This window comes from Pseudoalteromonas sp. J2K-J031, assembly GCF_058197095.2.
In genome coordinates, this window is sequence record NZ_CM200279.1 from 1038006 (window position 1) to 1059325 (window position 21320).

Here is a 21320-nt window from a genome sequence, read left to right on the forward strand (position 1 = left end):
AAATGCAAAAAAACGAATTTTAAATTTTTAAGTGTTTGATTTTATTTATTTAAATTTTTTGGTGAGTATCTTGCTGTGTGATTGGTAACATTATTAAGAGGGTTACCATTATGAAGCGGATTCTTACAGGGGCTTTTGTTATATTTTCTGGGTGGGTGTGCGCTGACCCCTTCGATAGCTGCCCATCAAAAGCGTTTTTAGTGCAACAAAATGTGGCTGTTCTTTATGGCGTTAATTTAGCGTCAGGCAGCGCTGATATACTGGCAAGCAACATGGGCACTAACAATAAAATAAATGGTTTTGGGTTTAGTGTTCATGACCGTTATTTATATGGTTGGGGTTATGAAAACCGCAGCTTAATTCGTATCGGCAAAGACTTTCAAATGCAAAATTTAGCGACGGTAGGCTTGCCTGATTCTGATTTTTTTGTCGGTGATGTCTCTGTTTTAACTAATGATTATTATGCCTATCGTAAAGGCAATGGTTATGGTTTATACCGCGTTCCGCTTGATGCCAGTCAAAGTGATTACCTACAAGCAACAAAGGTAATTGATGGCGGGTTACTTAATCTCAATATTTTTGATTTAGCATTTCACCCAACCACCGATGCCGCTTACTCAGTCGACAGTAATGGAAATTTATATCAAATTAATGCCAGTACTGGCCAAGCATCATCTTTGGGTAATGTGGGAGAGCGAGGCACGTTTGGCGCAGTTTATTTTGATGTGAATGGTAATTTTTATATTAGCCGAAATACTGACGGGTATATTTTTCGTATTAATGTGATGGCGGCGAACCCTGTGGCAGAGTTTTTTGCATTTGGCCCTTCATCGAATAATAACGATGGCGCGCGCTGTGCAACGGCACCTATTATTGACGAAGACGATACCAGCCTAGATTTTGGTGATGCGCCTGCCAGTTACCGTACCAGCTTGGCTGATAACGGAGCGCGTCATCAAATTAATCCGCAAGGGTTATTTTTAGGTGCCGGTGTCAATGGTGAAGCGATTGAAAAAGTGACCGATGATTCTGATGACGGGGTGCAGTTTGTGACGGCACTTGAAAGTGGCTTTGATGCATTATTGATTGTCACTGCGTCTCAGGCGGGTTATCTCAATGCATGGTTTGATTGGGACCAAAACGGTGTGTTTGATAACAATGAACAGCTCATCACGTCTGAAGCACTACAAGCTGGTGCAAATGCCATTAAAATCAGCGTACCAGATACAGTGGTTGAAGGGCAAAGCTGGGCGCGGTTTCGTATTACTCGTGGCGCTGTAATTAGTGCATGGGGTGGCGTGAGTGACGGAGAAGTGGAAGATTACCCTATTAACTTAATTGATTCAGGGATCACTCGCAGTTATTACCCTAGTGCCAATAGTTGGGTCAGTTTGGCGTACGAAGATTTATGGCCAGAAAAAGGCGACTATGACTTTAATGATGTGGTGGTTAATTACCGTACCATTATCGACCGTCGCGCAGGACAAGTGGTCCGTTATGTGATTGAAGGCCAATTAGTGGCACTTGGCGCAAGTTACCATAATGGATTTGCTGTGCGCTTAAAAGGCGTGGCACCGAGTGACATAAACGAAGCGCTTATTCATCATCAAATTGGTAGCAAAGTATTGGCAAAGAGCCCACTTGAAGCTAATCGTAGCGAAGCTATCATCCAAATTATGGCTGATACGAAAAATTGGGTGCCGAATAATAGTTGTCGGTTCTATCGCACCGAAAGTGGTTGTGGTTCCGTACCAGTGGTTAATTTTCAAGTTAAGATCCCGCTCAATGCTCCAATTGACAGCACTCGTGCACCTACGGGCGTACTCGACCCATTTATTTTTGCCGTCAATGGTCAAAATCATGGGCCTTTTGTTAATACCAGTAATGCACGCTCGTGGGAAGTTCATCTTAAAAATCAAGCGCCCACCGAAGCATTTGATACCAGCTTGTTTGGCCAAGGTGATGATAACTCACAACCAAGCAGCGGGTATTTTTATCAAACCACCAGTGGCTTACCTTGGGCATTGGAGCTTGGGCAGCGTTGGGATCATCCAAGAGAATATGTCGATTTATTACAAGCTTATCCTGGCTTTGAAGCATACACGCTTTCTAATGGTATAGATCAACCGATGTGGTTTATGACGGCGAATACTGGCAATACGATAACCAACCAATAGGAGTGATAACGATGAAATACAGTAACTTATTTAAAATGAATACCTGTGCACTTTTGAGCTCGTTATTACTACTGAGCGCGTGTGGTGGAGGGGGCGGGGCTGCAGATACCTCTGTGGTGGCGACACCGGTAAAAGTGGCTGATCCTATCATTACAAAAACGGGTGATTTAGCAGCAAAACCAGAGTTTAACTTTTCAACACATCTAAACCTCACCCTTGATGTGGCAATTGATCAGTACAGCGAGCGGGCTTATTTAAATGTATGCCGCGAAGAGCCGCATACTGGCAAGATAGATTACAGCAATTGTGTTTATCGAGGCGCTTTAGTGCAGGGCCAGCTTATGCACACGTTAGAGCTGAGCCACCAAGGAGGGGTTTTGCATGCCGATATTTGGCAGTTTGATGGTGCTACCGAGCCTACTCGCTATCAGTGGCAGTACCAAGCCAATGCCTCGGTTCAGCGCTTTGAAATTCGTTAGTTGCGGTAACAAAATATGACGCATTTCCCAATTAGGAGCTTAGGCTCCTTTTTTGTTATCTCGATTATTTATTTTGCCGTTTTGGGCGTTTTTTGTGGCTTATGGGTAAAGTTGGCAACCAAATTGCGATATCAGTTATAAGCCCAGTGAAAAGCGTGAATTTAACGCATTTTGCAAGGAATTTTGATTAATAACGCAGTTTGCATTGCAAATTGCAAAAGGTGACAAGCATGGTTCGTGAGCAAATAAAACGTCTGATTTATTTAGCACTTTACGCACTCTTTTCGAAGATCCGTTTGATGATCTTACCTTTGCTTATTGTGCCAAGCCTTGTGATTGTTTCGAGTTTGCTGACGCAAAAACAATATATCAACAATGCCACTATTTTAATTGAAGAGTCTTCATTGCTTAATCCATTTTTAGATGACTTGTCTTTTTCATTTGAATTAAAAGGCAGAATGGATGCCCTTAAAACCTTGATTATTGGACGTAAAGTATTAACTGAAGTCGCTAAAACCACTGGGCTAGTAGCACAAGATGCCAGTGAGATTGAAGTGGATGAGATGCAGCGTCGTTTGTCGCAAGGTTTATCGTTGTCTTTGGTTGGTGATGAGCTGGTTAAAATTTCATTTACTTGGCCTGTGCGTGAGCAAATGCAGCCAGTACTTGAGCAAGTAGTTGAAAAATTTATCGAAAGCTTACTTGCTCCAACTAAGACATCACTTGATACCTCAGAGCAGTTTTTCTTGCAGCAACTTGAAGTATTAAGGGCTGAATTGGAGTTGTCTGAAGATTTACTCGCACAATTTAAAAATCGCAACAGCGAGACCTTACCACAATTATTTAGCGCCAATCGTAATGCCCTTGATGGACTTGAGCATCAATTGCGTGAAAAACGAGTGCTGCTCAGTGGCGCGCAGGGCCGCTTAGATGCCTTAGTGAAAAAGCTAAGCAAAACCAATCCAGTGGTCGGTATTTTGGAAGACAAAATAGTGCATCTTGAGTCAGATATTGCGTTGCTTCGCACTCGTTACACCGACAAACACAGCCATATTCAAGCCAAATTCAGAGAGCTTGAGAATTTAAGAACGCGCCAAAATGAGCTGTTAGCGCAGCATAAAGAGCTTGATGTTAACGACATGAACAAGCTGTGGCAAATGGCTAACACATTACCAGGCCAAGGCGCTGAAGGGAATTTACTCGTGTCACAATTGGTGGCATTACAAGAAGCGAAAAACAACGTTGAACAGCAACAACAAGAGTTCGATATGGTGACTTCACAGTTAAATACCATCTCATCTCGCTTGCTACAAACCAATGATATTGAAAAAGAATTAAGAAAATTAGAACGTGATTACGATGTAAAGCAATTGCTTTATAAAGAAATGCTCAGCCGTTATGAAATGGCCAAAGTAACAGGCAAATTAGTGCGTTATGAAGGCCCAGATAAAATCAAAACCATCGAGCGGGCTTACAGCCCAACCCAAGTTGTTAATACACCATTCGGTTTAATTATCGTGATTGGCATTATCTTGGGGTTGGTGGCGGGGATTGCAGTGATTTTTGTCAGTGCATTACTCGATAGCAGTGTTAAAGATGTGGCCAGCATCGAACAGATCACCGGCGGTAAAGTATTGGTTGTATTGCCAGTCATTGAGCAAAGTACTTATGTACCGTCATCACCTATTGAAAATCCAGCTGCCAGTCAGCTAAGTCGAGGTCATCATGATTAATGTAATGCAACTTGTGCAACATTTTAAAGTCGGTGGGTTAGAAAAAATGGTGTTTGAGTTACGCCGTAAAAGCATTCATAACGCAACCACTCACGTGGTTGCATTGGAAGAATCGTCACAAGCATGGCCTGAACTTGCGACGCTACCAAACTTATATTCGTTAAATAAACAAGCGGGGATCCAGCCAAAAGTGATCACCCAATTAGTTGAATATATTGATAAGCACGATATTCGAATTATTCACAGCCATCACATTGGGCCCATGTTATATGCCGCGCTTGCCATCGTTCAGCGTCCGCATGTGAAGCATGTAACCACCGTGCACGATGCATGGTATTTACAGCAATGGCGGATGCGTTTAATTACATGGGCTATTTGTAAGTTTACGAATGTAAATGTGGTCGCAGATGCACAAGCTGTAGCACAAGAAGTGGCGCAAAAAGTTCATCATCAAGCCAATGATGTTGTAATTAATGGCATTGATAGTGTGTATTTTAGCCCTATGAATCAGAAGTTTGCTCGTTATCAGTTGTCATTACCCCAAAATGTGCGCTTGATTGGTTGCGGGGCTCGGGTTGAGTCGGGTAAAGGTCATCAGGCGATGATCAGCCAGCTGCATGTGTTACCGAATGATATTCATTTAGTGTTTGCCGGTGACGGAGGCCTTAAAGCCGATTTAATGGCTTTGGCACAAACACTTGGAGTAGCACACCGCATTCATTGGCTAGGTCGTATTAGTAAAATGCAGGTGTTTTATTCTGCGATTGATGTTTTTTGTTTGTTTTCTGAACGAGAAGGCCTGCCTCTTGCATTACTAGAAGCTATGGCGTGCAACCGTCCTGTTGTCGCTAGTGATGTCGGTGGGGTGAAAGAAGTGGTTAACCCTGATGCGGGCATCGTGTTAGACAAAGATGATATTGAGCAACTTGCTCCTGCTCTATTACAGGCATTTTCGCTCAAAGAAAACAATATACGTGGCAATAACTTGGGGTTGGTTTGCTCAAGTTTAATGGCGAAACGTTACGATGCAATTTACCAAACGTTATGTGTGTGAGGTGTGTGATGAATTTAATGTTAAGTGTGCTGATTTTTTTAGCTGTGGTTTTTATTTACCATCATTTTATTTACCCTCAGCTGCTTGGATTTTTTGCAAAACGCAAACCGCCCATGTCTTCCTCGGCTGACAATGCGTATTGTCCACGGATTGGTATTATGATTTGCGCCCACAATGAAGAAGCCTTTATTGCACAAAAATTATTTAACTTATCAGCAATGGAATATCCCGTTGAAAAGTATGAAATTCAAATTGTACTTGATGGCTGCACCGATGAGACTAAACTGCGTGCCGAGCAGGCGATAAGCCAGCTGCATCAGCAGCATATTTGTGCAGAAATTCATGAGTTTACCAACAACAAAGGTAAAGTAGCCGCGCTTAATCACTTAATTAACACCCATAAAGATCAATACGATGTACTGGTTTTTACCGATGTTAGCGCCTTAATGAGCATCGATGCACTGACTCGTATTGCCCACCATTTTGCTGATGAAAAAATCGCAGTGGTATCGGGTATTTATCAATTTTATGACTCATCGTTAAGCCAAGAAAAGTACTGGCAGTATCAAAACAAACTTAAATTAGCTGAATCAAATTATGGCGCTGTTGTTGGTGTGCCAGGCGCCATGTGTGCAATTCGAAGCGCTCATGTTAAGCCGCTTTCTAGTCGCGCGATTAACGATGATTTTATTTTAGCGATGCAGGCTTTGTGCGAGGGTCATCATGCTGTGATTGACGCCCACCTCAATATTATTGAAATGGAACGTGATCAAGAAGGGGTTGATTTTGCACGCCGAGTTCGAATTGCTGCTGGGAATTTTCAGCAAATTTACCTCCTTAAGCATTTAACTAAATCAGCTAACCCTTGGTTATTGTTTAACTTTGTGTCACACAAAGTACTACGTGGATTGATGCCTTTAGTTGTGATGTGTGGTGTGGTGACTTTAATGGCGGCCGCTATTTTAGAAAATCATTTTTTTGCTCAAGCGTGTTTATTTATTTTGTTTGCCAGTGTGAGTATTGGTGTCATGAAAAAGTGGTTTGCCATCGAGGAACCGTGCGCTCCTTTTGATCAAATTAATTATGTATTAGCAAGTTATGCTGCGGGATGTATGGGCATAGCCAAATATTGTACTGGAGGATTTAATATGCCGTGGCGTAGAGTTGAACAAACCAATAGCAGTACTACCAAAAGCAGTGGCAACCAAAGCACGACCGTTCAAAGCAATACGACTAACCACAGTGCTTTTAATGTGATTCGTTTAAAGAGAGTGATGGATATTGTTGGTGCCACGATTGGCTTAGTGTTGGCCAGCCCCATTATGATTGCTGCAATGGTGGCCATAAAACTTGATTCTAAAGGCCCTGTTTTTTATCAGCAATTGCGAGTCGGCCAAGCCGATGATGACTTTGTTGAGCTATTTCAGGTGTATAAGTTTCGCAGTATGTTTACAGATGCTGAGCAACAATCAGGTGCTGTGTGGGCAAGTAAAGGTGACCCTCGCATTACCCGAGTGGGGCGTTTTTTACGCAAAACACGCATTGATGAGTTGCCACAATTTATTAATGTACTTAAAGGCGAAATGTCGCTTATTGGGCCGCGCCCAGAACGTCCCGTTTTTTATTCTAAATTAGAAGATAACATCCCATATTTTAGCTTGCGTACTTATGGCATTAAGCCGGGAATTTCAGGGCTTGCTCAGGTGATGAATGGCTACGATGAAAATATAGAAGATGTGAGATCTAAAATTGGCTGGGATTACGCATATGCATTAGCGCTGAGTTCACCTAAGCAATGGTTGAGCATGGAATGGATGATTATTTTAAAAACAATTCGTATCGTGGTGCTTGGAAAAGGCCAATAGAGGATGCAATGCAAATTGCAATGAATGATTTAAATCATCATTGCAATTTGCAATTAAACGACTGCTTTAATTTTTAACTCACTGTATTTAAAAGCTAAAATAATATGGCACTGTTCTTGGAATATTAACTGTAACTCGTTAATCCAAAAGGTGTTCATCATGTCTCATAAACTACCAACTCAAGTGCAAAGCCAAACACTTATTGTCACATTACCGCATGATTTTTCAGGCCTTGCGGTTGATCACTACCGTGAACAATTTGATGAATTGGTTCTGCTCAATCATTCATTGTTTGTACTAGACTTTTCTCAAACCGAATTTATTGATTCATCAGGCATTGGTGCTATGGTTTTTCTATACAAACGTTTGCACAAACAAGGCAAATCACTCGAACTTTTACAAGTTAATGGGCAACCTAATAAGTTAATGAAGCTGTTGCGTGTTGATAGAACGATTGGGTTTATCGAACAATTACAAAGCGCTTAAGCAATTTTAGGAGGCGGCACTATGAAACGTTGGCTTGCAATTGTCACACTCTCAACCTTTACCTTTGGTTGCACCACATGGCCTGATGAAGGCCAAGGTGGTTGGGCTGAAGCCTACACCCCACAAGGCGTTAAAACCGATGAGGCATGGTATAGCCAGCCAGGTAATATGGTTGAAACTGAATATGACCATTTAGCACTTAAATTACAGCTTTTGGTTTCACAAGGTCTTAAAGATTGTATGCCAGGTCAGCTTTATCAAGCGACTTTAATGCAAAATCGTATTCAACGTGAAATCACAGCAAATATGCTGCCACAAGCCCAAGCTGACTTAACTGTCTGGTATCACCAGTTAGCACAGTTAGAGCGTCATTTTCGTTATGTGACTGCTCAAACCCAATGTGCTAGCGCCAAACAACCCCAGACTGACTTTAAAGATTTAAATCGCAAAATTGAAGATTTACTCAATAGTGATAATCAATTTGCATTTAATAACGCCCAAGTAACCCCTAAATACATGACGCGTTTAGCGCAAGCTGCAGAGTTAATTAAGTTACACAGTTCAGTACGCATTTTATTGGTGGGCCATGCAGATGCAAAAGGTGAACAAAGCAGCAACTTTGAACTTGCATTTGCCCGCGCAGAGCAAGTGAAGCATTGGTTGATGTTGTATGGCGTCGCACAAACGCAACTGACGACGTTAACCCAAGGCGCACTTGCTCCGTATCAAGGTGATGTCGATATGCCAGCGAGTGATGTAACGCAGCATTCAGATCGCCGAGTGAATGCGTATATTTTAGCCTCAGGAACAGAGGACTCAACATCAATAGCCTTGCCTGCAGCTGCCAAAATGGCGCTGAGTAATTGGACAGGAAAACTTGATTTCACTAAGGAGTAATATATGAAAATAGTTTCATTATTCAGTGGCTTATTTCTTTATACGAGTGTGGTGTTGAGTGTGTATGGCGCTAACGAAAACACGGTTGATCCAGTAACACCGCAACCCCTTTCAAGTGACACAGCACCTATCGTTTCACTCATCAATGCTGAGCAAGTATTTGCGCCAGAAGTGGCACTCGATAGTGCATACAACCCGGAATATGATGCCCAAGAGCGCGTAATTGAAGTTGGGAATAAGCTCTTTATTTATGTGCCCGGTGAAGCGCAGTTTGAAACCTTGTTTGAGGTTGATGATAAAGGCGAAATTAATATTCCAGAAATCGGCAAAATAAAATTAGCGGGTAAATTACCTTCACGGGCGCAAGTTGAATTAAAGCTGCGTTTAGCGGGCGTTTATCGTGCCTTGACCGGATTCTACATTGAAGTACGCTCGCGTGATTTGCTGATCAATGTACTTGGTTATGTCAATGAGCCAAGCCAAGTAAGCGTGCCAGAAACAGGTAATGTGCAAATGGTGATAAGCAAAGCGGGTGGCCTTAAAGCGGGGGCTCAGCTTGATAAAATGCAAATTCGCCGCGGGACAACGCACACCGAATTTAACTACAAAGCCTACCTTGATAGCGGCGATAGCACGATTTTACCGAGCTTAAAAAGTGGCGACACTATTTTTGTGCCAGTATCACCGCTAATTGGGAATGTCCAAATAGATTTTGATGCTCAGACTCTAAGCGCTGCTGGTGATGCTAGCAGTAATGAAGCCATTACCTTGTTTGGTGAATTACATCACCCGGGTAGTTTTTCATACAAAGAAGGCATGACATTAATTGAAGCTTTGATGCGCGCAGGCGGTGTGACTCGTTATGCCGATGTGAATAAAATCCGCGTTATTATTAAAGGAAACCCAATTCAATTTGATCTTAAACAATACCTCGATTCAGGTGATACCGCATTGCTGCCAGAGATTGGGGCAGGCACAACGATTTATGTGCCAATCATGGTTGATGATGTAAATACCACCAATCGTACAGTCTACATTATGGGTGAAGTACAAAAACCAGGTGCTTATGAAGCGCCAAAAGAAGTGAGCTTTTTAGATATTTTAGCCAATGCAGGTGGTCCAACTCGTTTTGCTGAAACACGTCAAATTAAAATTTTAACTGAAGCTGGGCAAAGTAAATTGTTTGACTTACAAGGTTATAGCGAAGGCTTAACCAAGGTCACAGTGCCAAACATTAATCCAGGCGATGTTATTTTTGTGCCAGAAAAAACAGACATAAATGAAAAAAGCTGGCTAAAAGTATCACCAAACAGAGCGGTTAAAATTATGGGGGCGGTGCATTCACCTGGTCGTTATGAGTGGAGCCCTGAAATGGATTTTACGGATTTATTTGCTCATGCTGGTGGGCCAACAAAAGGTGCCAACATCAACGACATTAAAATTATGCGTAAAGGCAAAGTCACATCACATTTTAGTTTAGAAAAATATGCTAACTCAACCGACGGTAGTTATGCTTTACCTGAAATTTTGGCCGGTGACACTTTAATTATTGAAGAGTTACCTAATGATCCCAAAGACAACAAATCGCAATGGGTACGCCAAGAAAGTAAAAATTCAATTTACATTTTAGGTCAAGTCGGTGCGCCTGGTCGTTATGCCTTCACTGAGCAATTACACTTTATTGATATTTTATCGGCCGCTGATGGCCCAACCGATAAAGCCGATTTACGCAATATTCGCATTACACACCGTAACGATAACCAAGCACGTGTCTCTAAAATCGATTTAGCGCTTTATTTTGAGACCGGTGATGAAACCTTATTTCCAAAAGTAATGCCTGGCGACACCATTTATATTCCTGAAAAAGCAAAAGATTGGTTGAGTAAACCTAAAGAGCAAGTCGTACGCATAATGGGTGCCATTGAAAAACCAGGCCGTTATACATTTGACGATTCAATGACCTTACTGGATATTTTGGCAGAAGCTGGTGGCCCTTCAAACAACGCGCTGATTGATAAAATTATTGTTATTAATCATTCATGTTGCCAAGAGCAAGCTAGACGCTTTGATTTAGAGAAATTTGTAAAAAAACCAAACTCAGCCAATATTCCGGTGCTTCGTGCTGGGGATACTGTTTATATCCCAAGCGAAAAAGAAGACATTGCAAAAATTGCGAAAAACTCGTTCCTTGATATCTTAACAATTGTGGCATTGGTGGTGGGATTATGAAAATTATACCTAAGCATTATCAAGAGGTTGAAGAGCTCTATAAGCAGCTGCAAAGTGAAAATGCCCGCTGTATTACTTTAATTTCAGCCAATGGGCAAGAAGGCACCACGTCGTTAACTTTTTCGCTTGCAGAGCGCTTGGTGGCAGCCAATCATAATGTGTTAGTGATTGACTTAAACCAGTGCCAGCCGATCAAATTAGCCGATTTAGGGTGTGATGAGCAGGTTGAACCTTGGTGTTTTGACGACATTAGCTGCCAAACGAATGTCATCACGCTACCCAATTGTAGTTTGCTTACGGTGCAGGGGCTCAATAACAGTCAAGATATTCGTAACTCAGCCATTATTGAAGAAGCCATGCTTAGGCTGCGTCAAGAATATGATTATATCTTAATGGACATGTCGCCTGCGCTGCGGGTAAATCGGGCTAATTTACCTTTACACATTTTAGCCAAGTGTACTGATTTAACCTTGGTCTGTGTTGCTTTAGGTAAAAATACTGAAGAAGATGTTTCAAATACCCACGCAACGTTACAAAAAGCAGGGCTAACTGAATGCAGGTTTGTGATCCAGCAGCAGTACTTGCCTCCTTTAGGGCCACAGTTATTAACTTTTTTTAACGAAAAACTGCATAATTTTCCTAAGTTGCAACGCTACTTAAGCACTCAAGTGCAAAAACGTGCGTTTTTGTTCCGCTGCCCGTAGGGGTCATTTATGGCTATTTTATTTCAACAGCGTTTTAGTTTGATGTGGCCTGCCATTAGCGAAATACGCCAGTCGTTGCTGCATATTCTAACGCAATTGGATGTTAATGAAGGTCAAATTGACGATGCAGGGTTAGTACTGACTGAATATTTAACGAATCTGCTGCGCCACAGTGCAGGTGAAGATGAAGCAGTAACCTTAGTATTGAGCGATGAAGGCGAACAGATTCGTATTTTGCTCATTGATCCGACTCCTTATTTTCACAAACTTGTTGAGCAGGCTCCCAATTGGCAAGTGCAATCGGGAGAGTTATTAGAAGGGGGAATGGGGCTTGCACTTATTCGCCATAGTTTTCCTGATTTTAGCTATGTTGCCGAGCAAGGTAAAAATCACTTTAGTTTCTTGGTTAAAAAAGAAAAATCCCACAAAAAAGTAGTGATTTTAGATGATGATATGACGTTATTACCGCTACTTGCTGCTTATTTATCAGATGTGTATGACATTGAGTGTTTTAGTGAACCCAACGCTGCACTCGATCATTTAAAGTCCAATAGTTGCGATTTATTAATTACAGATTTTAATTTTCCAGGTACAACCGCCATCGAGGTCATCGCTAAAATCAGGCAATTTAAGCAATGCCAAGCGTTACCTATTATTTTAATTAGTAGTGATCATCAACCTGATACTATTTATCATGCAAATCAATCTTATATCGACGATTATTTATGTAAACCAGTGAGTAAAACTCAGTTGCAATTGGTTTGTGATAGGGTGCTTAAGCGTAAAGTGCGGCGAAGCGCAGGCTTAAATAATACACAAATAAACACAGGGTTTGAACAAAGCCCACAAAAAGTATTAAACGATGACCTTAAAATGAGTGCTTTTGGTGGTGTAGTAACGGGCAATGGTGGCGATTTCATTTTGAGCAAGCATTCTGGTGACAGTACTTTTGTTATTTTTGCCGATGTAATGGGGCACGGTGCCAGTGCAAAACAAGAAACGTATGCATTAAAAGGGTTTATTCAAGGTTTTTTAGCGTTTATGCCCCATGACATCAATTTATTTACCAATACACTCTCAAAAGCGGTATTTGATGAGCACATTTTAGCAGGCAGTTTAGCGACCTTACTGGTTTTGCGCATTACAGGGCGCTCAATTGAATGGATTTCTGCTGGGCATCCGCTGCCAATTGAGCTTGACCGAGCTCGAAAGGTACACTCATGGAGCCACAGCCAGCCCTTACTTGGCCTTAGTTTGCAGCATGATTACCAAGCGACAACAACCTATTTAAAAGATGGCCATTGCTTATTGTTATTTTCAGATGGCTGGTTTGAAAATGTTCATTGTGAGCAAACATCTGATCAGCAGGTATTTAAGTTACTGTCACAGATCTCTGCATCACTCGATGGCGATGAATTTATTAACACCTTGTGGCAAAAGAGTTTTTCAAATTTGCATTTGGAAATTGACGATTCATCACTTGTGGTGCTTAATTAAACAAGCTAAAGAGGATTTATAAAAATAACAACAGGAGCAAATTATGACCGCCAAAGTGCTAATAGTTGAAGATACAGAGTCTTTAGCCTTGATTTACCAGTCTTATTTGGTTCCAACTGGCATAAAAAGTGTGATTGCCAATACAGGGCAAGCAGCCCTTGATTTTTTATCTGAGCATACGCCCGAATTGATTTTACTCGATATTATGTTACCCGATATGAATGGCATGGATATTCTTGCTTCGCTTGAACATGTTGAAAATCGCCCGCAAGTGGTGGTATTAACAGGTCATGGTAGTAAAGAGCTTGCAGTACAAGCAATTCGCTTGGGGGCAACGGATTTTTTAGAAAAACCCATCGACGCCGAACGCTTTCGCGTGACAGTAAACAATGCCCTTAAAATTAAAGTATTATCCGAAAAAGTATCGAGCTATCAAAACCAATATAGTCATGGTCGTTTTTGCCAGCTGATTGGTAGTTCAAAAATAATGCAGTCGGTATATCAAATTATTAATAGCGCCGCAGTGAGTAAAGCGACTGTGTTTATTACGGGTGAAAGTGGCACCGGTAAAGAACTTTGTGCTGGTGCTGTGCATCAATGCAGCCCTCGTAGCAAAGCTCCATTTATTGCCCTAAATTGTGCCGCCATTCCTAAAGATTTAATAGAAAGCGAAATTTTTGGCCATGTAAAAGGCGCATTTACTGGAGCAACCAACAATCGTGAAGGTGCCGCGGGGCAGGCACAGGGCGGGACATTATTTTTAGATGAAATTTGTGAAATGGACCTTAATTTGCAAAGTAAATTGTTGCGTTTTATTCAAACGGGCACGTTTCAAAAAGTTGGCAGTGAAAAACTCGAAAAAGTCGATGTGCGTTTTGTTTGCGCGACTAACCGCGACCCGTTAATTGAAGTCAATGAAGGGCGCTTTCGTGAAGACTTATTTTATCGCTTGCATGTGATCCCGATATTACTCCCCCCTTTAAAAGAGCGTGGCAACGATGTAATTGAAATTGCTGATTTTTTGTTTAAAAAAATTAGTAAAGAAGAGCATAAACCCTATCAAGGTATGGCTAAAACCACCGAGCAATATTTGGCCAGCTATGATTGGCCGGGCAATGTACGCCAACTTGAAAATGTGGTCCGTAATACGGTTGTTCTTAACAATAACCCTTGGGTTGAAGTTGACATGCTACCGCAATTAAATCAATTACAGAGTACATTTGTCCCAGAGCTACCAAGCCAAAATCTTAGCGCTGAAGCGCCTGCAGCAAAGCAAGAAGGCTATCATTTTAGCGGTGAAATCGAGCCGCTGTGGCTTGCTGAAAAACGCTATATTGAACAAGCAATTGCGATTACAAACGATAATATTCCCCGAGCTGCAGCTATGCTCGAAGTAAGCCCTTCAACCATTTATCGAAAAATGAAACAATGGCAAGAGATGCAATAAACACTCAAATCAGAGCGATTAATCTCGCTCATTTCACATCGTAACACCAAGTTAATAATTGCTTTAAGAAAAGTAAGTATACGCAAACTTAAAATGAAAATGTCCATTAGCCTCAGTGGTGAATTGCTGTTTGCTGATTAAGATTGACCACTACAAATTAGTGCTAAGCTGTTGATAAACCTGATGCAGCTGTCGGTATTGCTTTTTGCCTGAATATTCTTGTTCTAAAAGTTGATTGGCGACATTTAGTTGTTCAATTTTATCGTCACTTGAGCAATTTTCCCAACGTAATAGCGCCTGCTTCAAAGCGTTTTCGCCAAATTCGTCAGTCAGTTGGGCATTGAGGTTATCTGTTAAAATACTGCCTATAGCGCCTACACGATGGCTGACGATTGCTACGCCATGATTCATAGCTTCTAAAATAATCATCGGCATGCCTTCTTCACGAGAACTCACCACTAATACATCTAAGAATGGCCAAATATCGGCTGCATTTTGTTGACCATGGATCACTAAATTACAGGTTGGTTTGAGAGTCTGTTTCATTGGGCCATCACCATAAAGATGAAACTCAAATTGAGCATTATCTTTGCAACTGTCAGCGAGTTTGGCGAAAATATCAGGGCCTTTTTCATATGATAATCGGCCGACAAAACCAATTTTTATCGGGGTCCCTAAGGGCTTCATGACTAAGTTTTTTGGGGTAATAAAGTTATGTAATACCTGAGCTTGGTTGATTTTTTTCGCAATTTGCTCTGATACCGCAAAATTAATGGATAAGCAGCTTAGTAACCTATCGAGTAAGTTGTAATATTTAACTCGGCCATTGCCCATCTCACCGGCATGAAAGGTTGAAACGACTGGTAAATTTAACCATAAGGCAACAAGGCGTCCCAAAATGCCTGCTTTGTAACCATGGGTATGTAAAATAATATTTTTTTGCTGCTTTAAAAAGCGGTAAAGCCCAGTAAAGCGACCGGATAAAATACGGTAGTTCAGTTGGTTTTTATTGAGTAAATTATAAAACTGCACATTATTGTGCTGTTGATAAAAGACAATTTCAACCGCGGTATCATTGGTTTTAAGCAGTTGAGCAAGCTGGACTAAATGCGACTCAATGCCACCAAATAAGCTAGAATCAACTAATAATATAATTTTAGCGTGCATATAAATGCTCCATCAAAAGAAGGAATTAACTATGTTAGAGACAGCAATTGTGTTGCAATTACAACAGGATGTTGGTGAGGAATTAGCCAGACAGTTGATGCGAGTATTTATTGAAGAAAGCAAAAAAACGATCAACCAACTGTGCACACTGCCAATGAACGACCCTGATATTATTTTGTTTAGCCACAGTTTAAAAAGCAGCGCAAAAACATACGGCGCAATGACACTTGGTTTGCTGTGTGAAGACATAGAGCGCGCTGCAAAAGGAGATAATACGGTTGAACTTGAGCGTCTGTTGCACCAACTGCCTGATATTGCTGAGCAAACCTTTATTGCCGCCATGGTGTATACCCCTCTTTAATTGTTTTTAATGTAATGTAGTGCTTTGGTTTTGATTGGTTAGGCCCAGTTTGGGGTCTAAAAACTGCTGTAGTACATGATTAAGCTGCGCTAAATCATGTAAATGTGTTTGGCTGTTTTGCCCTCCACTTAGGCGAGTATCTAAGGAGTTCAGTGCATCAATGGTGAGGGTTAAGTCATTGAATTTAAATCCAATTAATTGGCTAAGCCATTGCTCATTTGAATCTTTGGTTTGCAATGCGGCAACGCTGTTTTCTGGGCTGATATTTTCAATGAAAATTCGACAAGCCAGTGTATTTTGCAGCGCTTGTTGAATTTGTGGCACTAATAATGGTGGTAAGACACTTGTAAGGGCGCTACCAGGACCAATAAAAATATAATCGGCTTGCAAAATGGCGGTAATAGCCGCACTTGGAGCTGTCACATGATCCGAAAGTGCTACCATAAGTGGTAATTCGGTAAGCGCATCAATATTGCATTCACCAAACACTTTTTTTCCAGATTCAAGCGTCGCTGTTAAATCAGCGGCTTGGGTGCACATAGGCAAAATGGTTTGTTGAACGCCGAATAAATGGCACATCCACGTAATTGCATCTACAGGGTTGTGACACATTTGGTTGAGGCCGAGCAGCATTAAATTACCTAAACAATGACCTTGCAGTTGACCTTCGTTTTCAAATCGTTGTTCTGCCAACATTTTAAGTAAATCGTTTTCTGGTGCCAAAGCCAAAATGCAACGACGAATATCACCAAATGCTACGCAGTTGTAATTGGATCGAATTTTACCTGTGCTGCCACCATTATCAGTTGTGGCCACAATGGCAGTAATTTGTGCATCTATGGGTTTTAATGCTTGTAACATTTGCGCTAACCCATGCCCTCCACCGATACAGACTACTTTCATGATGATCCCCTGCATTTATATTTATTGCGCATCGCAATAGTGCTTTATTAATTACTTTCAAGCATTGAGCCAATGTATGGTTTTAATGCATAAAGCGCTCAATTAATGCTGGTTGGTTTTGGTTAAAAAATTGTTTTTAAAGGATTAGTTAGCTAAATTTAAAGCGTAAGTAAAAAGTGGTTATCTGCTTTTTGAACTCATTTTTTACTTTTCACATGTTAAAACGAACATTTTATTTGCAATTTGCAATGCATTTAGCAGCAATAAGGGATGGGTATGCCACAGCAGGTAACAGCACAATTTGTATTAAATTTAGTGGATACCTTGTGTTCAGCTTCGTCACCAAACAGTGCGTTAGTGAATCTTCAACTTGAATTAAGTACAATTTTTAAGTTCAACAGCATGTTGTTTTTAGCACAAACCTCAGCCTCTAAGATGGTAACTTTAGTCTCGAGCGACTCACAGTTTGAAGGCGTTATTTGGCCGCAAGGTTTACTTTTTAACAAAGCAATTACTGAGCGTGTGATTAAGGCTGACAAGCTTTACACCAGCCTTGAATTTAGTGCTCTTCCTGCCAATCTATTGGCGAAATGTCAGCAAGTATTACTGTGTGGCCTTAGCTTTGCCAGTTATAAGGGGGTGGTTGTTTTTATACTTGAATCTGACATCGAAGTAACGCCGTTACATGTGGCAAACCTGATGACCCTTGAACCCGTGTTTAAAAGTTTATTTTTACAAGTGCAGCAGCAAAAGCAGCTCAACGAGCAAGTGGCTGAGCGTACATTTGCATTAAAAAGCAGTGAGCAGCGATTTAGATCTTTTGCCCAATTAGCATCCGATTGGTTTTGGGAAACCGACGATACATTAAGTTATACCTATTTATCGAACGAAGATAATGCAGTTAAGTGTTTAAAATACAATCATTTTTTATCTAAAACTCCGATAGAACTTCGCAGTGAGAGCGAAGCATCACAACTAAAAAAATGGGGGCTTTTTTTACATTTAATTAATCAGCGCCAAGCCATTCATGATTTTGAATATGAAGTAAAATCGCCTGATGGAAGCTATTTTTGGGTGTCGCTCAGTGGTGAGGCTAAATTTGATTCGGCTGGCGAATTTACCGGATATTTTGGTATTGGAAAGGACATTACTTTTGCCAAACAGCGTGAGTTTGATTTTAAGTCGGCTAAAGAAAAAGCCGAACAAGCCAGTGAGGCGAAATCGCGTTTTTTAGCGGTACTGTCTCATGAAATTCGCACGCCGATGAATGCCATTTTAGGCATGCTTGAATTACTTGAAGATTCAGGCGTTAATCCACAGCAATATGAATATTTGGATTATATTCGTAGTAGTGCACAAATATTGCACAGCGTCATTTCAGACACGCTTGATTTTGCAAAAATTGAATCAGGCACTATTGAGCTTGAAAATAAAACCGTTAATTTGCAAAAGCTGATTAATAATATCGCCAAGCAATTTGAAACACTTGCAGTGAAACAAGGGCTTGCCTTTGAATTGCGAGTGGCTGCAGAGGTGCCAAAACTCATCGAGGGTGATTCAACGCGACTTGCGCAAGTTTTATTTAATGTATTGGGCAATGCATTTAAGTTTACCCCTCAGGGAGTGGTGAGCCTTGATGTAGTCGTTAAAGAGTCGCAATTGTGTTTTTGTATTAAAGATAGCGGTATTGGGATCAGTGCCTATGATATTAGTCGACTGTTTGAGCCTTTTAGCCAAGCGAACTCATCAATCAAAAGGGCGCAACAAGGTGTTGGGCTTGGGTTAAGTATCGCCAAACAAGTATTATTGATGATGGGGGGGGATATTCATTGTCGCAGTCAATTAGGTCAGTTTACCGAATTTAATTTTTATATACCGCTACGAATTGCTGAACCTCAAGTGCTTGCTACTGATAAGCAAATACACAATGTGCAGCAGCCACTGAGTATCTTGGTAGCCGAAGACAATATTCCTAATCAACTTGTGATTAAAGCCTTACTTGAAAAACGAAACCACCAAGTAACCTTAGCTGAAAATGGCTTAAAGGCGTTTGATATGGTTACCAAGCAAAGTTTTGACTTATTGCTCATGGATATGATGATGCCAGTTATGGATGGGCTTGAAGCTACAGAAAAAATAAGAACCTTGTTCAGCGCGCAAGAGTTGCCGATTATTGCACTGACAGCCAATGCAAGCTTAGCCGATAAGCAGCACTGTTTAGATTCGGGCATGAACGATGTAATGACTAAACCTGTTGATAGTAGTGTGTTAGCTGAAAAAATAAGTCTATATGGACACAAAAAATCGAGTTAAAAAAGAGTTTGATTATGTGTTGTTAAGCTAAGCTTGTTGAGGTGCTATTTGTTGAGATAGGAAGGTCTTTTTAAGTTTATTTTTTGAAGGGAGAATTAAATGGCTTTTAAAGCGAGGTTGCTGCCAGCCCGATTAACGTTAATCGTTATTACCGTATTAGCTCAAATCTAAACTGACAGTCACTGTTATAAAAATGGGTAACTGTCAGATCAAGTTTGAGCTAGTACACTTAAGGCTGTTAACACCAAGCAACTTTGTCGTATCTTAATTACCAAGCGATTCTGTCGTACTCGCTAATTACCAAGGGAATTTGTCGGTCACTTTTTATGTGTCTGTTAGTGTTTTGCTTTTGAAATACTAAAAGGCATGTTGAGGATGATTGTGATGGATTCTAAAGCTCAACTCACTGTTGATATTATTGCTAAAGTAATAGAAAGCAGAATAACAATTGGCAATGCAGCTAAGTTACTTAGCAAGTCTCGACGTACCATTGAACGCTACGTCAAACAATACCAACAAGTCGGTATTCAATTTGCCATTCATGGTAATCGTGGTAAAGCCCCGCCAAACAAAACTCCGGTATCAATTAAGAAAACCGTACAGGCTTTGATTAAAGAAAAGTATTTCGATTTGAACTTGCTTCATTTAGCTGAGCAGTTATCAATCAATGAGAACATCGTTGTTAAGCGTGAAACATTGCGCGGTTGGGCGCATGATATCCATCATGTTAAACGGGCTAAACGCAGGCGCAGCAATGTTAGAAAACGCAGGGAGCGGATGGAAGCACCGGGATTAATGATGCAAATGGATGGTAGCCCTCATCGTTGGTTCGGTGATAAAAAGCACTGTTTAATTATCATGATTGACGATGCTACCAGTGAAGTGCATGGCGAGTTTTTTCCATCTGAAACTACCGCTGGTTGCTTGAAGGTAATGCGAGAATGCATTGAAATGAAAGGCGTATTTAAAACCCTTTATGTTGACAGGGCGGGTATATTCGGCGGCCCAAAGCGTTGTAACTTCTCTCAAATGCAACGCGCCTGTGAAGAGTTAGGTATTGAAATTATCTTTGCTAATTCACCACAAGGTAAGGGGCGTGTAGAACGAGCATTTGATACCTTCCAAGACCGCCTTGTGCCGGAGTTAAGGTTAAATAATATCAATGATATTGCAGGGGCCAATGCATACCTTAAACACGTCTTTATTCCTCTGTATTGGCAACCTAAAATCCAAGTGAAATCGAAACAATGCTCTGAGTTCACTCCATTGTCCAAGCACACCAACCTAGACGATATCTGCGTCATCAAAGACCAGCGTAAAATACGTAATGACCATACCTTCAGCTATGACAACAAGTTTTACTTGATTGATTCACCGCTCAAGCACTCGATTGCCAATCAAAAAATAGAAATTAGAAAAACGAGCAAGAAAGAGTTTACTGCTCACTTCGCTGGACGGCAGCTTAAAATATCAGAGGTAAACGAACCAAGTAAACTTGCATCAGAAGACTTGGCTGTACAGAAAAAACTTGAAGTATTAGCACTAATTGAAAAGCTGGGGAGCGTCAGTGCAGCCTCACGTCAAAGTGGCGTATCGCGAGATACTATTCACCGTCACCTAAGATTGGTTCAGCAAGGTGGGCCTGATGCTTTAAAACGGCAAGAGACTCCAAACCTGCGACATAAAAATTGTGTAGATAAAGCGATAGAAGATGCCGTTGTGCAATTCTCAGTTGAGTATCCGCACCTTGGCCAACAGAAAGTCGCAATGAAGCTGACAGAGGCACTTGGTGTTGAGATTAGTGCGGGCGGTGTGCGCAGCATGTGGCTCAGAAATAACTTGAACACCACCACTCTGAGAATTGAACGATCACAAGCGCTACAGGAAACCGCATAAACATAAACTGTAGCCAGTTTAATCACTGGCTGATATGCTATTTACGACAAAGTCGCTCGGTAATTAAACCGACATAATCCCTTGGTAATCACACTAGTACACTTAAGGCTGT

16 protein-coding genes are annotated in these 21320 nt (G+C 41.1%); 14 read left to right on the plus strand and 2 right to left on the minus strand.

Features of this window, described 5'->3' with window-relative positions; all coding sequences use genetic code 11:
- Positions 1–110 precede the first annotated feature (110 nt).
- The 11 genes from AC3KZC_RS04740 (at position 111) to AC3KZC_RS04790 (ending at position 14568) form a co-directional block, all read left to right on the plus strand.
- Positions 111–2177, plus strand: coding sequence for an LruC domain-containing protein (locus tag AC3KZC_RS04740; RefSeq protein ID WP_490580160.1), 2067 nt, complete (start codon positions 111–113; stop codon positions 2175–2177).
- A gap of 11 nt (positions 2178–2188) precedes the next feature.
- Complete coding sequence (locus AC3KZC_RS04745) at positions 2189–2656, plus strand: hypothetical protein (protein ID WP_490580159.1); 468 nt, start codon at positions 2189–2191, stop codon at positions 2654–2656.
- 230 nt (positions 2657–2886) lie between these two features.
- Positions 2887–4389, plus strand: a complete 1503-nt coding sequence (locus AC3KZC_RS04750; RefSeq protein ID WP_490580158.1) for a GNVR domain-containing protein — start codon at positions 2887–2889, stop codon at positions 4387–4389.
- A complete protein-coding gene (locus AC3KZC_RS04755) occupies positions 4382–5443 on the plus strand; it encodes a glycosyltransferase (protein ID WP_490580157.1) in 1062 nt (353 codons plus the stop codon). Before AC3KZC_RS04750 ends, AC3KZC_RS04755 begins: the two co-directional genes overlap by 8 nt.
- Before the next feature lie 8 nt (positions 5444–5451).
- Entirely contained in the window at positions 5452–7308 is a 1857-nt protein-coding gene (locus tag AC3KZC_RS04760; RefSeq protein ID WP_490580156.1) for a sugar transferase, read from the plus strand.
- Between the two features lie 159 nt (positions 7309–7467).
- Complete coding sequence (locus AC3KZC_RS04765; RefSeq protein ID WP_305976069.1) at positions 7468–7794, plus strand: STAS domain-containing protein; 327 nt, start codon at positions 7468–7470, stop codon at positions 7792–7794.
- 21 nt (positions 7795–7815) lie between these two features.
- Positions 7816–8691 carry an OmpA family protein gene (locus tag AC3KZC_RS04770; protein WP_490580155.1) on the plus strand — a complete coding sequence of 292 codons (876 nt, stop codon included), beginning with the start codon at positions 7816–7818 and terminating at the stop codon, positions 8689–8691.
- A gap of 3 nt (positions 8692–8694) precedes the next feature.
- A complete protein-coding gene (locus AC3KZC_RS04775; RefSeq protein ID WP_490580154.1) occupies positions 8695–10920 on the plus strand; it encodes an SLBB domain-containing protein in 2226 nt (741 codons plus the stop codon).
- Positions 10917–11624, plus strand: coding sequence for a tyrosine-protein kinase family protein (locus tag AC3KZC_RS04780; protein WP_490580153.1), 708 nt, complete (start codon positions 10917–10919; stop codon positions 11622–11624). Before AC3KZC_RS04775 ends, AC3KZC_RS04780 begins: the two co-directional genes overlap by 4 nt.
- 9 nt (positions 11625–11633) lie before the next feature.
- Entirely contained in the window at positions 11634–13121 is a 1488-nt protein-coding gene (locus AC3KZC_RS04785; protein WP_490580152.1) for a SpoIIE family protein phosphatase, read from the plus strand.
- 43 nt (positions 13122–13164) lie between these two features.
- Complete coding sequence (locus AC3KZC_RS04790; protein WP_490580151.1) at positions 13165–14568, plus strand: sigma-54-dependent transcriptional regulator; 1404 nt, start codon at positions 13165–13167, stop codon at positions 14566–14568.
- 150 nt (positions 14569–14718) lie between these two features.
- On the opposite strand, the gene AC3KZC_RS04795 is transcribed toward AC3KZC_RS04790, so the two are convergent.
- The gene (locus AC3KZC_RS04795; RefSeq protein WP_490580150.1) at positions 14719–15735 is read right to left on the minus strand and encodes a glycosyltransferase family 4 protein; all 1017 of its coding nucleotides are present in this window, start codon (positions 15733–15735) and stop codon (positions 14719–14721) included.
- A gap of 31 nt (positions 15736–15766) precedes the next feature.
- Here AC3KZC_RS04795 and AC3KZC_RS04800 point away from each other — a divergent pair, with 31 nt between their 5' ends.
- Positions 15767–16096 carry an Hpt domain-containing protein gene (locus AC3KZC_RS04800; protein ID WP_490580149.1) on the plus strand — a complete coding sequence of 110 codons (330 nt, stop codon included), beginning with the start codon at positions 15767–15769 and terminating at the stop codon, positions 16094–16096.
- Positions 16097–16102: 6 nt separating this feature from the next.
- On the opposite strand, the gene AC3KZC_RS04805 is transcribed toward AC3KZC_RS04800, so the two are convergent.
- Complete coding sequence (locus AC3KZC_RS04805) at positions 16103–16999, minus strand: gluconeogenesis factor YvcK family protein (protein ID WP_490580148.1); 897 nt, start codon at positions 16997–16999, stop codon at positions 16103–16105.
- A 276-nt stretch (positions 17000–17275) separates the two neighbouring features.
- Here AC3KZC_RS04805 and AC3KZC_RS04810 point away from each other — a divergent pair, with 276 nt between their 5' ends.
- Together AC3KZC_RS04810 and AC3KZC_RS04815 are read left to right on the plus strand one after the other, a co-directional pair.
- Positions 17276–19312, plus strand: coding sequence for a PAS domain-containing sensor histidine kinase (locus AC3KZC_RS04810; protein WP_490580147.1), 2037 nt, complete (start codon positions 17276–17278; stop codon positions 19310–19312).
- Positions 19313–19687: 375 nt separating this feature from the next.
- Positions 19688–21208, plus strand: coding sequence for an ISNCY family transposase (locus AC3KZC_RS04815; protein ID WP_518525912.1), 1521 nt, complete (start codon positions 19688–19690; stop codon positions 21206–21208).
- The last annotated feature ends 112 nt before the right edge of the window (positions 21209–21320 follow it).